At 44.8% G+C, this 14810-nt stretch carries 11 protein-coding genes; 6 read left to right on the top strand and 5 right to left on the bottom strand.

Features of this window, described 5'->3' with window-relative positions:
• Positions 1-98: 98 nt before the first annotated feature.
• Positions 99-1928, bottom strand: a complete 1830-nt coding sequence (locus AB6D80_RS06955) for an SUMF1/EgtB/PvdO family nonheme iron enzyme (RefSeq protein ID WP_371707547.1) — start codon at positions 1926-1928, stop codon at positions 99-101.
• A gap of 157 nt (positions 1929-2085) precedes the next feature.
• The gene (locus tag AB6D80_RS06950; protein WP_009846003.1) at positions 2086-3195 is read right to left on the bottom strand and encodes a PEGA domain-containing protein; all 1110 of its coding nucleotides are present in this window, start codon (positions 3193-3195) and stop codon (positions 2086-2088) included.
• Between the two features lie 498 nt (positions 3196-3693).
• On the opposite strand from AB6D80_RS06950, the gene AB6D80_RS06945 reads away from it, so the two are divergent.
• From AB6D80_RS06945 to AB6D80_RS06925, 5 genes are all read left to right on the top strand, one after another.
• Positions 3694-4518 carry a helix-turn-helix domain-containing protein gene (locus AB6D80_RS06945; RefSeq protein WP_372188117.1) on the top strand — a complete coding sequence of 275 codons (825 nt, stop codon included), beginning with the start codon at positions 3694-3696 and terminating at the stop codon, positions 4516-4518.
• Between the two features lie 181 nt (positions 4519-4699).
• On the top strand, positions 4700-7837 hold the full coding sequence (gene putA / locus AB6D80_RS06940; protein ID WP_371707549.1) for a bifunctional proline dehydrogenase/L-glutamate gamma-semialdehyde dehydrogenase PutA: 3138 nt from the start codon (positions 4700-4702) through the stop codon (positions 7835-7837).
• Positions 7838-7848: 11 nt separating this feature from the next.
• The gene (locus AB6D80_RS06935; RefSeq protein ID WP_017102250.1) at positions 7849-8553 is read left to right on the top strand and encodes a 1-pyrroline-5-carboxylate dehydrogenase; all 705 of its coding nucleotides are present in this window, start codon (positions 7849-7851) and stop codon (positions 8551-8553) included.
• A 149-nt stretch (positions 8554-8702) separates the two neighbouring features.
• Positions 8703-10229: a sodium/proline symporter PutP gene (gene putP / locus AB6D80_RS06930; protein WP_017097211.1), complete on the top strand. Its 1527-nt coding sequence runs from the start codon at positions 8703-8705 to the stop codon at positions 10227-10229.
• 441 nt (positions 10230-10670) lie between these two features.
• Positions 10671-10841: a hypothetical protein gene (locus tag AB6D80_RS06925; protein WP_017097212.1), complete on the top strand. Its 171-nt coding sequence runs from the start codon at positions 10671-10673 to the stop codon at positions 10839-10841.
• 62 nt (positions 10842-10903) lie between these two features.
• Here the strand turns inward: AB6D80_RS06925 and AB6D80_RS06920 are convergent, their stop codons facing one another.
• Positions 10904-11074, bottom strand: a complete 171-nt coding sequence (locus tag AB6D80_RS06920) for a hypothetical protein (protein WP_009845996.1) — start codon at positions 11072-11074, stop codon at positions 10904-10906.
• Positions 11075-11353: 279 nt separating this feature from the next.
• On the opposite strand from AB6D80_RS06920, the gene AB6D80_RS06915 reads away from it, so the two are divergent.
• The gene (locus tag AB6D80_RS06915; RefSeq protein WP_009845995.1) at positions 11354-11842 is read left to right on the top strand and encodes an Lrp/AsnC family transcriptional regulator; all 489 of its coding nucleotides are present in this window, start codon (positions 11354-11356) and stop codon (positions 11840-11842) included.
• Positions 11843-11951: 109 nt separating this feature from the next.
• On the opposite strand, the gene AB6D80_RS06910 is transcribed toward AB6D80_RS06915, so the two are convergent.
• Entirely contained in the window at positions 11952-12656 is a 705-nt protein-coding gene (locus tag AB6D80_RS06910) for a DUF445 family protein (protein ID WP_135383534.1), read from the bottom strand.
• Positions 12657-12953: 297 nt separating this feature from the next.
• The gene (locus AB6D80_RS06905; protein WP_371708119.1) at positions 12954-14804 is read right to left on the bottom strand and encodes an ABC transporter ATP-binding protein; all 1851 of its coding nucleotides are present in this window, start codon (positions 14802-14804) and stop codon (positions 12954-12956) included.
• Between the last annotated feature and the right edge of the window lie 6 nt (positions 14805-14810).

Below are 14810 nucleotides of genomic sequence, written 5' to 3'. Positions count from 1 at the left end.
TCGAATATAAGGAGGGAATTCCCCTATAAACACTGACTCAACCGGATACTAGGAGAATCTAAGGTAAATATTTGAGGGCTTTGAGTAATACCAAGAGCTTATAGCTCTCGTAATACTCGGAATCCTAAGTAGTTAGCGGCAGTAGAAGGCGAAACGTACAGTTCAGCAAACACTTTTGCCTCTTCAGGAGAGAAGCTCCACGCGCCCCCCTTAGCGATGCCTTTTTGGGTTGCAGTCCATTCCCAAACGTTACCTACCATGTCGTAGAAACCCGTTGGCGTTGGCAAGAATGATTTAACAGGAGAAGTACTGACGTTTGACCACTGTGTACCAGACCAACCAGTATTAGCTCTACCTGAACGGAATTTGTTGCCCCACCAGAAGCTGGTATCTTGACCCGCTCTTGCCGCCGCTTCCCACTCTTGTTGTGTTGGTAGACGGTAAGTAAAGCCTGTTTTTTTAGATAACCAACGTGTGTACGCTTTCGCATCGCTTTGGCTGACGCATACAACGGGAGAGTGATCGACTTGCTTGAAACCAGGAGCTTTCCAGTCATTGTCTGACACAGTCGTGATTTCTGCATTCACGAAGGTATCACAAGTGTTCATCAGCTCTGCGTCGGTCTGGTAACCCGTATTTTTCACAAATGCTTTAAAGTCTTGAACACGAGTTGGGGTTGCCGCTAATGCAAATGGCTGTTTGATCGTGACTTGCTCAGCGTTATTTTCACCGAGTAGGTAAGTCCCAGATCCAACCACAATCATTTCTGGACTTTGAGCACCATTGCCCATTGGGTCAGCAAACTTAGTCCCCACATTCAGTGAGTTCTGCTTCGCTTGTAATACCGCTCTTAGGTTGTGATCTCGGGCTATTTTCAGCTCTTGGTGGAAAGAAAGGTAACCTTCTTTCTCAATCGTAACCATGTGCTGCCCTGTCGGTAGCATCACTTCCACCGGTGTGCTGCCATAGTTCACACCATTGATAGAAACCTTGTCATTATATTGATTTGAGCGAACCACCAAGTTAACCCAAGCAACTTCTTTCTGCTGATCATCGGCTTGCAGATCGCTCTGATCGAAACAGTTTGAGGATTGAATGCCAAGTAAGCGGCAAGGAGTGTTCTTATCTGGACGAGTTTCTAAATTCGCAGCAACCACTGCTCGGTAACGGTTATCTTCGGAGAAGCCAGATGATTTCACGCTGTGTTGTAGAACGTGAATATTCAAAGATGCAGACGCTAGGTGTTCTTTTACTATTTTTGATTCTGTCGCGTTGGATACAAGGCTATTTTGAAATTGTTTTACTGCTTTTTGAAGTGTCAAAGCCACCGTTTGGTCTGAACATTGAGCTAACGTCATGTCGCTGCTACAGCGGTTGGTAAAGCTAACAGTATGTTCTTGTGTTTGAGTGACCTCGCTTCTTAATCTCTCAGCTCTTGCTCTTAGTTTGTCTTGATTCAAATGGGCGATAGACATTTCTACAGCCGATTTTTCGGCTTTGATGGCCTCTAGTTCCATCACTAAGCTTTGAAGCTTTTGCTCTGAATCCGAAATCGTAAGCTTGTGCTCTTTTACCGATTTCCAGGCATCTTGAAAGCGGTTTTGAGCTGGTGAGATATCGAAATCTGGCTCATCAATCATGCGAGTGTAATCTTGCTCTAGGCTAGTTTTCGCCGTTGCGAGTTTTTGCTCTGATTGAGCTAATAACTTGGCTTGACGTGCCATTTGCTCTGCTTGGTTGCCGACTTGATTTTGTTTGTCCGCCATCTTCTTCTCGATAGCCGTTAAACTGGCATGTTCTTCGAAAAGAGAGCTTTCAATGTCGATGACTGATGACGTGATTGCTGGAGATGTCGCTTCAGCGAAAACAGCAGGCGTCATTAAGCATGGAGCAAGTGCAAATAATAGAGTAGGAAAACCTTGGCGCATGTTGGGCTACTTCAGTCGTAATTTAGGTTAATTGAATATTCTAACGAAAACGCCATTTCGTTTGAAGCTACTTTCTATAACTACAACAAGATGGCGAGTATTCATTCAGCTTTGTGAAATAGGCACGGCTATTTATATCAGGCTTAGCTTTATATATTTAGATTTCATTTTCTTTACTAGGAAGGAGTTTCACCCAAATAGTATCGCTGCCGTTGATAGTCACTGTGCGGTTGTATGACTCGTAACCTTCTTTTGAAATGGTTACTTGGTGACGACCGCTCGGTAGCGAAACCTCTAGGGGTGTGCTGCCGTATTTAATGCCGTTGATAGTTACTGAGTCATTGTACTGATCAGAACGTACCATCACGTTTGCCCACTGCTTGTCGCTCTTCTTTGTAACCTTAACGTCGCTGTCCGTTAAACAGTAGCGAGTTGAAACGTTCAATAAGTTACATGCTGCAATCGCTTCCGGTTTTGCTTGAAGTTGAGCTTGCATCTGCACAAAGTAAGAGTTGTTTCCAGAGAAACCGCTCTTGATTGCTTGGCTGTCTTGAACATGAATGTTCAATTGAACACCTTGTAAGTTTTGCTTCGCTAGCGTGCTTTCTGTGAGCTGTTCAAGTAATTTGCTCTTGAAGTTTTGTACTGCTTTCTGCTTCGTCAGGTGTTTACCTTGAGCAATACACTCACCCAGTGTCATTGTTGATGAACATGTGGTGGTGTAGCTCGTTTCAAGAACGGCACTTTCACGAAGTTCTGTTGCAATACGTTTAACGCGAGCTTCAACTTTTGATTCTTTCAAGTTAGCCAGCTCATTATTCAAACGAGCTTGCTTTTGCTTAATTTGAGAAAGGTAAATTTCGTTCTCATTCATCGCTTGCTGATTATCTAGCTGAGACGATTGATTCTCTTTAACCGCAGCCCAAGCATCTTGGTATCCTTTCTGAAAAGAAACCAGATCCGTTTCTGGATCGTCAAGTAAGCGACTGTACTGTTTGTCGAGTACAGATTTAGCTCGGTTACGTTTTGCCTTTAACTCTTCACCTTCACGTAACAACTTACTGTTCTGGTTTTGAAGTTGTTTTAAGGTCTCAGTTGCCGATACTTTGGTCGCTGAAATACGCTCAATATCTGAGTTTTTCTCTGTTAGCTTTGCATCGATAGCTGAAACGGGATCGACTTGATTCAGTTCTTCAGCTGATAACGATGCAGATACCCAAAGTGGGGATAGCGCAAGTAAAAGCGCTGAAATTCGAAAGTTAGTCATAGGTCCCTGCAACTTGTATATTTAAAATTGGCTCGTTAATAAAGTGTCTACTTCCTAGTTGTCAGTCACTAGTTATTAGCAATTAACACAGTACCCGTCTTTATACCGTTTTATTGCCCTCCAATCTACTCAAAAGCTAAGTTTCGGTACTTCGGATACACTTTTTACATATTTACACCGAAATAATTGAGCTATATAAGAAAATATTGTCGTTATGGTGTAGTCGTTTGGTTTCCATTTGTGACTTGCTTTGACTTTTGGTGTTCAGATTTATTTGCTCTTGGAACAAGGAAGAGTGGCCTAAATATTGGAAGGTTGACTTTACAAAGCCCGTAGTTTGGGCTCACTTGATCATACTTCCGGAGACATGATCACGTGGTTATCAATAATGATCTTTCTTTGAAGAAGAGAAAACAACTCTCATGATCATTTACAAATTCATCTTCTGCAGATTTCAGAGTATTATTCTTATCATGTCGACCTAAGTACTTTGCTGTCATGCCAAAACCTTTACCCTTTCCAAACCTAGACTTGTCTCCGCTAGGGCTTACACGCCCCCGACCAGCGGAAATCATAACTTTGCCTTCGCATATGGACTGTCACGATCATCATTATTCGCAGGTGGTGATTGGTTTAAAAGGTCAGGCTGAATTTGAAGTGAGCGGTAAAGGCAATCTTGTCGGCCCAGGTCAAGGTTGTGTGGTAACGGCGAGCTCTGATCATGCTTTCGGTGGTGTGGTTGGCCAGTCGGACATCCTAGTACTCAATATGCCAGTGCCAACGGATGATGACCCTCTGATGCTAGAGAAGATCAATCAGTTAGAATCATCGAACGTCTACTTCCAATTAGACGTGCAAATTCAAAAGCTTATCCATATGTTGGTGCAAGAAATGCAGGCCAGTCCTAATGATCTGCTACTAAGCCGAGCCTGTAATGATACGGTGATCGCGCTGATGCAAAGACACATCTCGGCATTTGAAACCTCAATCAAAGATTCACGCTTTGATCTTGAAGCGTTGGATCGCTACATAGAACAGCATTTAGCAAATAAGATCTCCGTCGCGCAGCTTGCAGGCAGTGTGTTTCTGGGTGAAAGCCAGTTCCACATGCTATTCAAAGATCAAATGGGCATTACCCCTCACCAGTACGTTCTTGGTAAGCGTATCGACCGATCTCGTCGTTTAATCGAACAAGGTAACCTCAGCCTTGGACTGGTTGCAGAACTGGCTGGTTTTTCCGGTCAATCCTCCTTTACTCACACCTTTTCTCGCCTTCAAGGCATGTCACCATCTCAATACAAAAAGCAAACTTCTGTTAAATAGTGAAACAAAACGGCATATTATATTAAAGTTTCATATGTGACCTTGTGTTTGTTTTGTTAATAAAGCGAGTTTTTAGCAAAAAACTCGGAGTTTTTGACAAGTAATCCTTATATACTCTAAATACACTGCAGCCATTGTAGAGATCCCGGGCTAATTCCGGGTGTGAGATTAAGGAAAACGCATGTTTACAGCTACTGATGTGTTAAAGCCAGAATTCAACGAGCAGTCGCTTGCTGATCTATGGTCGCTTATCTCACCATTATATATGGTGGATGAAACCCAATGGCTAGAGCAACTTCTGCCGCTAGCTACCCCTTCTGAGTCAGAGAAGCAGCAAATTTCAGAGAAAACGACCTCATTGATCGAAGCTATCCGTGCGGATAAGACTTCTATCCAGATGATCGATGCACTGTTGCTTGAATACAGCTTAGATACTCAAGAGGGCATCTTGCTGATGTGTCTAGCGGAAGCCTTGATGCGTGTTCCTGATTCAGCAACGGCTGATGCATTGATTCGCGACAAACTCAGCGTTGCGGATTGGAAATCTCACCTAAAGAATTCTGACTCAGTGTTTGTGAACGCATCCACTTGGGGATTAATGCTAACGGGTAAGGTAGTTGGGCTTTCATCTAAAGAACAGAGTGCAGGTCAAGCGGTTAACCGTTTAGTGAACAAGCTTTCTGAGCCGGTAATTCGTAAAGCGATGCACCAAGCAATGAAGGTGATGGGTCACCAATTCGTTCTTGGCCGCAGCATTGCTGAAGCGCAAAAGAACGGTAAGTCTATGCGTGATAAAGGTTTTACCTACTCATACGACATGCTAGGTGAAGCGGCACTGACCACTGCTGACGCAAACAAATACTTCAAAGATTACCTAATGGCGATTGAAGCCGTAGGTCGAGACACATACGTCTCTTCAAAATCTAGCCCAGCACCGTCTGTTTCTATCAAGCTTTCTGCGCTTCACCCACGTTATGAAGTGGCGAACGAAGACCGCGTATTGACGGAACTTTGCGACACGTTAGAGCAGCTATTGCGCCGCGCAGTAGAGCTTGACGTTGCAATTACGATCGATGCTGAAGAAGCGGATCGCCTAGAGCTTTCTCTTAAATTATTCGAAAAGCTGTACCGCACTGACCTTGTAAAAGGGTGGGGTAAATTTGGTCTGGTTATTCAAGCTTACTCAAAGCGTGCACTACCGGTTCTAGTATGGTTAAACCGCCTAGCGAAAGAGCAGGGTGATTTGATCCCGCTTCGCTTGGTGAAAGGTGCGTACTGGGATAGTGAAATCAAATGGTCGCAACAAGCGGGCTTTACTGATTACCCAGTTTACACGCGTAAAGAAGCGACGGATGTGGCTTACCTTGCGTGTGCGCGTTACCTACTGAGCCCAAGCGTTCGTGGCAATATCTTCCCGCAGTTTGCGAGTCACAATGCTCATACGGTTTCTGCTATTGCCGTAATGACCGACCATAAAGACTTTGAATTCCAACGCTTACACGGGATGGGTGATTCTCTTTACAACCATGCGATGGAAGCTTACCAACAGTCAGTACGTATTTACGCACCGGTTGGCAGCCACAAAGATCTACTGCCATACCTAGTACGTCGCTTGCTAGAAAACGGCGCAAACAGCTCGTTTGTACACCGTTTGGTTGACGCTCGTTGCCCAGTGACAGAGCTGACTCAACACCCAGTCGATATGCTTCTGGCGTTCGATACATTGAACAACACTAAGATTCCTCTGCCTCCAGCGGTATTCCCTGAGCGTAAAAACTCATACGGTGTGAACATTGATATCGAAAGCGAAGCACACCAGTTTGAAGAGCAAGTAAAAGGCTTTTTAAACAATCAATGGACTGCTGGTCCTGTGATCAACGGTGAATCTCTTGCCGAAAGCATGATCAAGGCTGATCAGAACGTTGAGCAAGTGACTGCACCTTATGATCGTCGTATTAATGTGGGTCAGGTGGCTTTCGCTAACCTTGATCATGTTTCCGCAGCGATCACTGGCGCAGACGCAGCATTTGCTGATTGGAACGCAACTTCAGTTGAAACCAAAGTGGCAGCACTTGATAAGCTGGCTGACCTGATGGAAGACAACCTTGCTGAGCTGGTGGCAATTTGTCATCAAGAAGCAGGTAAGACGATTCACGACAGCGTTGATGAAGTGCGTGAAGCGGTCGACTTCTGTCGTTACTACGCAAAACAAGCGAACAACCTACAAGGTTTTGAGCTAAAAGGCTTTGATGGTCTAACTCGAATCGCTTCGCGACAAGGTCGTGGTGTATTCGTTTGTATCAGCCCTTGGAACTTCCCATTGGCGATCTTCCTTGGCCAAATTACAGCAGCTTTGGTTGCAGGTAACACGGTTGTGGCTAAGCCTGCTGAGCAAACAAGCTTGATTGCAGCTCGCGCAGTGGAATTGATGAATGAAGCGGGCTTCCCTGCTGGCACGATTCAGTTACTACCGGGTCGTGGCGCTGAGATCGGCAGTGCACTCACCAGCCATGATGCGATTGCGGGCGTTGCCTTTACGGGTTCAACACCAACAGCACAACGTATCAACGTGTCATTGGCGAGTCGTAACGCTAAGCCTGTTCCGTTTATCGCGGAAACCGGTGGTCAGAATGCGATGATCGTCGACAGTACCGCACTGCCTGAACAGGTAGTTCGTGATGTGATTCGTTCGGCATTCGCTTCAGCAGGTCAACGTTGTTCTGCACTGCGTGTGCTTTACATCCAAGAAGACATTGCAGACCGCGTGGTTGGATTGATTCACGGTGCAATGGACGAGCTGAGTGTTGGCATTCCACACCTTCATAAAACCGATGTTGGCCCTGTTATCGACCAAAACGCAAAACAGAAGCTAATGGCGCACTTAGAAAACATGACCAATACCCAGAAGAAGGTGGCTCAACTTTCTCTAGGTAGTGATTGTGAACATGGTGATTTTGTTCCACCAAGTGCTTTTGAAATTGATGACATCAACTGCTTGAAAGAAGAACAGTTTGGCCCAGTGCTACACATTGTTCGCTTCAAAGCGAGTGAGCTAGCGCAAGTGGTAGACCAAATCAACCAAACGGGCTTTGGCTTAACCATGGGTATCCACAGCCGTAACGAGACAACTTACCGTTGGATCGAAAAACACGTTCGTGTGGGTAACTGCTACATCAACCGTGACCAAGTGGGCGCCGTTGTTGGTGTTCAACCATTTGGTGGTCAAGGCTTGTCAGGTACTGGCCCTAAAGCGGGTGGTCCTCACTACCTATATCGCTTTACTGATGTTCATTTCTCTCAATCACAAGACAAGGCATAAGGAGCATTATCATGGTTCATCAAGTGACAGGTTTTTCTGATGCTTTGCTAGCGTGGGAACAATGGAATCTTACCGATTTTGATTACAAGAGTGCTCAGGTACTTGCGCTTAAATCAGAGATCGAAAGTCAATCTGCGCCTTTGGCGATGGTGGCGACTTATCATCTAGAGCAAGCGTCTGCACTGCTTTCTGAACATCACCTAATGGCAGGTCCTACGGGCGAAACCAATGAGCTATATGCCGCAGGTCGCGGTGTGGCTTTGGTGATTGTTGATGATTGCGAAGTGAAAGTGCCAGCGCTGCAAACTGCAATGGCTTTGATTACTGCCGCGCTATTGGCAGGTAACAGCGTCCAATTGTGCAGTGATGATGTGCAGTTCAATACCTTAGTTGCAGACGCAGCTAAGTCGGCGAACTTGCCAACTAACTTGGTGCAAGTTGCCTCGTATGACGCTGCTCAACAGTTGTTGTCTTGCGATGTACGTAGCGTGGGTTACGTAGGTAACTCGCAAACGGCACAAGCTATCAATTTACAGCTTGCTAAGCGTGACGGTGCAATCGTCGGTTTAGTAGCTGAAACGGATCTGGCGACAATGAATGTTGCTAATGATCCACACCTATCGCTGCGCTTCATTACCGAGCGTACGCGAACTATAAATATAACAGCCGTGGGCGGTAACGCGACCTTGCTCGAACTTGGAAGCGAAGCTCACTAACCTTCAGTAAAATTGGCTCTAAGCACTTTTGGTTTTTCCAACTTTGGTTTTCACCATCTTTGGATTTAACTCATAGTGCTTTGGAGCCTCAATACCTAACTCAATGCACTTGCTTGCCTTTACGGTGAGTGCCTTGCATTGAATTGGGCATGGAAGGCTTTCTACAAAATGAGGACTATCAAATGATAGAAAACAGTTTTGCAATAACGACGACGTTCATTGCGTATCTAATTATGATGCTAGCGATCGGTGTTATTGCTTACAAACGTACATCTAACTCAACTGACTACTTCCTAGGTGGTCGTTCGTTAGGCCCATGGCCTGCTGCACTTTCTGCTGGTGCATCAGACATGAGTGGTTGGTTGCTACTTGGCCTGCCTGGTTACGCTTACGCTGCTGGCTTTGAAGCATTTTGGCTTGCTGGTGGTCTACTTGTTGGTACTTGGGCAAACTGGTTAATCAGTGCAAAACGTCTACGTACTTACAGCATTACGACTGAATCACTGACGCTGCCTGAGTTCCTATCTCGTCGTTTCAATGATAATTCTAAGCTGATCCAAACAATTTCTGCTTTCTTTATCCTTTTATTCTTCCTTTTCTACACAAGTTCAGGCTTGGTAGCGGGTGGTAAATTGTTTGAAACGGTATTCGGCCTAGATTACACAACTGCGGTAATTATCGGTACAGTCTGTGTAGTTTCGTACACTCTGTTTGGTGGTTTCCTAGCGGTATCTTGGACTGACTTGGTTCAAGGTCTACTCATGTCTGCAGCGCTATTGATTGTACCAATCGCGGCAATGAACGGTGGCCTAGGTCAGCTTTCTAGCGACCTACACAACATCAACCCAGAGCTTCTAACGCTATGGAATGATGCGAAGGGTGAGCCACTGTCTGCTATTGCGATCATCTCACTAGCGGCATGGGGTTTGGGTTACTTCGGCCAACCACACATCCTTGCGCGTTTCAAAGCAACACGTAGTAATAAAGACCTAACAACAGCGCGCCGCATTGCCGTTATCTGGACTGCACTGTCTATGATTGGTGCAATGCTTGTGGGTCTTGTTGGTCTAATCTATGTGACGAACTCTGGCGCACCTAAGCTAGATGATGGCGAGAAGATCTTCATGCTTCTTGTGAACGCGATGTTCCACCCAGTCATCGCCGGCATCCTACTTGCTGCCATTCTAGCGGCAATCATGAGTACTGCGGATTCACAACTTCTTGTTTCTTCATCTGCAATGGCAGAAGACTTGTACAAGCAAGTTCTGAAGAAAGACGCAACGTCAGAAGAGATTGTTCGTGTAGGCCGTTTCGCGGTTATCCTAATCTCTCTTGTTGCTCTTGTTCTAGCGATGACACCAGACAGCTCAGTACTTGGCCTTGTATCTTACGCATGGGCTGGTTTTGGTGCTGCATTCGGTCCTGCAATCGTATTAAGCCTATACTGGTCTCGTATGAACCGTAACGGCGCTCTAGCGGGTATCGTGGTTGGTGGTGTTACGATTGTACTTTGGAAGCAGTTCACGGGCGGTTGGTTCGATGTTTACGAAATCGTACCGGGAATCATCCTATCGACGCTTTCTATCGTTATCGTGAGCCTAATGACTGGCGAGCCTGAAGACGAAGTTAAGAAGCAACACGCTGAGTTCGAGAAGAACCTAGTTGAGCTAGACTAATTTACATTGTAAAACAGATGTGAATTAGCAAAAGAACATTAGCTAAAAAGCAATTGTAAAAAGAAATTGAAAAATAAAAGTAATAGAGTCACTTCGGTGGCTCTATTTTTTTATGTGGGCACTACCTTTGTCTTATAAAAAACCAGTAGGATACAGAAGAAGCACGGCTGTTATGAGGTTTACAATGTAAATCGAAACCAAATGATAGAAGGGAAATAAATAGAAGATAAAGGCTTTTCATAGCGCTTGATGTCAAAAAATAACCGATAAAATGGCTATTTTTTGAACTTGGCGCTCACTTTTGTTATTAGCTCGGTGAATTATTACACTGAATTGGACATCATGTGTCAATTATCAGTAACCACTAAAGACCTATAGGACAAAGGTATGCCTGATCTCTATTGCAAAGGATGTAAAAAAACAACACTACATAAGTCTATAATGAAACGTTGTGAATCTGAGCCTGAGACAACCTCTGGCCGTATGATGCAATGGACGTCAAAGCTATTTAGTGGAAACCTGTACTACGACATGGAAACTCAGCACTTCTGTCGAACGTGTAACTGTCGTTGTGAAACAGGAACTGCAGTTCCCCAAGTTGGTCTGGCTTAGATTGTAGTAAGTGCTTACTAACTTAGATTTAAAAACCTCCCTGATGGAGGTTTTTTCGTTTTTTATGCCGCTTTTAGTGAAGGTTCTGCCTCGACGACATTACCATCAATCTTAACTTCCCAGCCATAGTTTGAGTATTCACTTGCGAGTGCTTGGGCAACATCTTTTGATACCGTTACGTGTGTCCATGAACCGATTCCGTAAGGTTTATATGCGAGTTCTTGCGTTTTCATAATAGAGTCATCCTTTCTCTTTGAGAATTCTATTATTCACTTTGGCCTATATCCTTTCTTTCGTTTCTGGCTCAACTTATTTGTTAATCGGGTCATTTCTATAATAATTTGTTAATAACTGGAGTTTGATTTATAAGGGTTGTTATCGCTCTGTTCGGTTTCATATTTAACGTGAATAGGAATGGTCTATTTAGTTTTCTAAATGTGTGAGCAAGGTTTTCTTCGATTGCTCTTAGTATGGAATATACTGAGCGCAATCTAGAATGTTTAAGGAATATTATGTCTCAGCATCAACTCGATCGTATCGATAAAGAGATACTAAGAATTCTGCATATGAAAGGCCGTTTGCCCGTTGTTGAACTAGCGAAACAGGTCAACCTAACAACTTCACCTTGCTCTGATAGGTTGAAGCGATTGGAAAAAGTGGGCTACATCACTGGTTATCATGCTGAGCTTTGTTCAGAAAAGTTGGGGCTCGATGTCCAAGTGTTTATCCATATTCGCCTCGATCAAACCAGTTTTTCAATTTTTGATAAATTTGCCCAAGCGGTTGAAACGATGCCTGAAGTCGAAGAGTGCTATTCGCTGTCGGGGGATTTTGACACCATGATCAAGGTTCGAGTAAAAGACATGAAGGCGTACCAAGCGTTTATGGCAACGAAATTGGGTACCCTGCCAGGTGTGATTCAGACACGCAGCGAAGTGGTGATTGAAGAACACAAGAAGGGCTTTGGTGTTAACCCTGAGTTGTTGGCCACCATAAAATAGTGACCTGCTTTCGCCTTACCAAGGTTATTTAGATATAAAAAATGGAAGCCAATAAGCTTCCATTTTTGTTGAACGTCAGATAAAGAGCAATCGGATAAACTTCTCCGCCTTACAGCGTAATTGCGGCAGAGATTAAACCAATCACACCGCCGAATACCCCACCCCAAACGACCAACCAACCAAGGTGTTTCTTGATCATGGTCTGAACCATCTCTTTAACCAGTTTTGGAGTCAGTTCATTCAAGCGCTGATCGATGATCGCCTCAATGTTCTCTTTAATTTCATCCATCATTGCAGGCGATTCAAGTTCATCCTTGATAGCATTTTTTACCGAATCGCTCTTGCTGATTTCAATCACAGACTCTTGCATCTTCTCAACAAATGGCGCCTTCATTGGCTGCAGTGCTTCTGTACCACCAACCATCGCCAACATGCCACCAAACTGTGAGTTTTCGATAACATGCACCAGCGATTCGAATGCAGGGTTAAAGTCGATCTTCTTGATCACAGGCTCTAGGTTGAGTGACTTTCCTGTCATCTCACTACTAAGAAAACGGTCGATGTTACTTTCAGTAAAGAACTGTTCCATCATCAATTGCTTGATGGCTGCCTTGAACTCTTCAAAGCGTGCTGGAATAACACCAGAACCGTATAGGCCGGGTACTTTCTCGAACAACATGTGAATCGCAAGCCAGTTGGTGATGGCACCAGAAAAGGCGAATAAGCCTGCGTAAAGTAAGTATTGGTTTGCTGTCACATAGCCGCCAGCAAGCAGCGCTAACGCAATAACGTTAGTTAAGACACTTTTGTTCATGGTTGATCTCTAAAAAGAATACTGCGCGCATTTTAAGAAAAAAATGCCAAGAAAAAAACAAAAGGATCGACGAAGTTTATAGAACCGATGAAAACAGACGAGAAAGACGCGAAGAATAACAGACATAAAAAAGGCTAGCCTCCCCCCGAAGTCTAGCCTTATTCCAGAACGCGCAAGCGAAGCGTCATTGCTGTTAATGTCATTATATGATTACGACATAACATTCTGCCATGTGTAATTTACCGCCAATTAACATTTTGGTGTGAATTACGCCGCACTTTTAAAATGGAATATAAATTAAGCGCTCGTTGTCTGTTCAAGATCATCACCAATAAAGCCACCGGTCTGGTGATTCCACAATTGAGCGTAGATACCATTTTGTGTAATCAGCTCTTGGTGCGTGCCTTCTTCGACGATATTACCTTGGTCGAGTACGATCAAACGGTCCATTGCGGCAATGGTCGATAGACGGTGTGCAATCGCTATAACCGTTTTGCCTTCCATTAGTTCAATCAAGCTCTCTTGTATCGCAGCTTCAACCTCAGAATCGAGTGCTGATGTGGCTTCATCTAGAACCAACAGCGGAGCATTCTTCAGAAGTACACGTGAGATAGCGACACGTTGACGCTGACCACCAGAAAGCTTGACGCCACGTTCACCCACTTGAGCATCGTAACCAACGTTGCCAAACGGGTCAGTTAGGGTTTCGATGAACTCGTGCGCGTGTGCCTGTTTGGTTGCGGCATACACTTCTTCATCTGATGCTTCTGGTCGACCGTAAAGAATGTTGTCTTTGATCGAACGGTGCAGCAGTGAGGTATCTTGAGTCACCATGCCGATGTTACTGCGCAGTGAATCTTGCGTGACATCTGAGATCACTTGGTCATCAATCAGGATGCGACCACTTTCTACATCGTGGAAACGCAGCAGTAAGTTAACTAGGGTCGATTTACCTGCACCTGAACGGCCAACCAAGCCGACTTTTTCACCCGGTTTGATGTTGAGGTTTAGGTTGTTAATCACACCCTTATTCTCACCGTAGTTAAAGCTCACGTTGTCGAAGTTGATACCGCCTTGTGGAACGTCCAAAGGCTTTGCGTCTTTCTTGTCTTCGATAGCGATAGGCTTAGACAGAGTTTTAATGCCGTCAATTACGGTACCTAGGTTCTCAAACAGACCACCGATTTCCCACATGATCCATTTCGACATGCCGTTAATACGCAGAGCTAAGCTGACCGCAATCGCAATTGCACCCACGGTGATCGCGTTGTCTAGCCATAGGTAGATAGAAATACCGGCAATGCTGAATACCAATAGATAGTTAGCAAATTCAACGCAGATGTTGAAGCCAGTAACCAAGCGCATTTGGCGATGGACTGTGTCTAGAAAGCCTTCCATCCCTTCTTCAGCGTACTCGGTTTCTCTTTTGCTGTGTGAGAACAGTTTGACCGTTGCGATATTGGTGTAGCTATCCACAATGCGACCCGTCATCAACGAGCGTGCATCCGCCTGTTCTGAAGACACGTCTTTCAGCTTTGGTACGAAGTGCAGTTGAATGCCGACGTAAATGAACAACCAAATCAACATTGGAGCCATTAAGCGCCAATCTGATTCTGCAAGCATGAATAGCATCGCCGTGAAGTAAACCGTCACATAGACAAACACATCGACCATTTTGGTCACGGTTTCACGTACCGCGAGCGAGGTTTGCATCACTTTGGTCGCGACACGTCCGGCAAAGTCATCTTGATAGAACGACAAACTTTGCTTCAAAAGGTAGCGGTGAGCTAACCAACGAATCGACATTGGATAGTTGCCTAGCAAAGTTTGGTGAAGCAATAGCGAATAAACACTGATCAAGATTGGCATCACGACCAACAGCAGAACGCCGAGCCCCATCAGTGTCGACTCGTTGTCTGCTAAGAAAGTGTCCGGGTTGCTGGTTGATAGCCAGTCAACCAGTTGACCCATGTAACCGAACAGCGCAACTTCGATGATCGCGATGGTCATGCTCATCAATCCGAGCAAGATCAACGGCTTTTCAAAACCTCGTGTGTAATGGCGGCAAAATGCCAGTATTCCAGTAGGAGGTTGTATCGGCTCTCCCTTTGGAAAGGCTTCAGTAAAGCCTTCAAATTTCTTGTACATAGTTTT

Origin of the sequence: Vibrio sp. 10N.247.310.17 (genome assembly GCF_041466605.1) — a bacterium.
GTDB classification, from domain to species: domain Bacteria; phylum Pseudomonadota; class Gammaproteobacteria; order Enterobacterales; family Vibrionaceae; genus Vibrio; species Vibrio tasmaniensis_A.
This window is presented reverse-complemented; position numbering and strand designations above follow the sequence as displayed.

What these genes read in the sequence shown, in the direction of transcription:
- AB6D80_RS06955 (WP_371707547.1), bottom strand. Translation starts at nt 1,928, where the DNA reads ATGCGCCAAGGTTTTCCTACTCTATTATTTGCACTTGCTCCATGCTTA.
- AB6D80_RS06950 (WP_009846003.1), bottom strand. Translation starts at nt 3,195, where the DNA reads ATGACTAACTTTCGAATTTCAGCGCTTTTACTTGCGCTATCCCCACTT.
- AB6D80_RS06945 (WP_372188117.1), top strand. Translation starts at nt 3,694, where the DNA reads ATGCCAAAACCTTTACCCTTTCCAAACCTAGACTTGTCTCCGCTAGGG.
- putA (WP_371707549.1), top strand. Translation starts at nt 4,700, where the DNA reads ATGTTTACAGCTACTGATGTGTTAAAGCCAGAATTCAACGAGCAGTCG.
- AB6D80_RS06935 (WP_017102250.1), top strand. Translation starts at nt 7,849, where the DNA reads ATGGTTCATCAAGTGACAGGTTTTTCTGATGCTTTGCTAGCGTGGGAA.
- putP (WP_017097211.1), top strand. Translation starts at nt 8,703, where the DNA reads ATGGAAGGCTTTCTACAAAATGAGGACTATCAAATGATAGAAAACAGT.
- AB6D80_RS06925 (WP_017097212.1), top strand. Translation starts at nt 10,671, where the DNA reads ATGAAACGTTGTGAATCTGAGCCTGAGACAACCTCTGGCCGTATGATG.
- AB6D80_RS06920 (WP_009845996.1), bottom strand. Translation starts at nt 11,074, where the DNA reads ATGAAAACGCAAGAACTCGCATATAAACCTTACGGAATCGGTTCATGG.
- AB6D80_RS06915 (WP_009845995.1), top strand. Translation starts at nt 11,354, where the DNA reads ATGTCTCAGCATCAACTCGATCGTATCGATAAAGAGATACTAAGAATT.
- AB6D80_RS06910 (WP_135383534.1), bottom strand. Translation starts at nt 12,656, where the DNA reads ATGAACAAAAGTGTCTTAACTAACGTTATTGCGTTAGCGCTGCTTGCT.
- AB6D80_RS06905 (WP_371708119.1), bottom strand. Translation starts at nt 14,804, where the DNA reads ATGTACAAGAAATTTGAAGGCTTTACTGAAGCCTTTCCAAAGGGAGAG.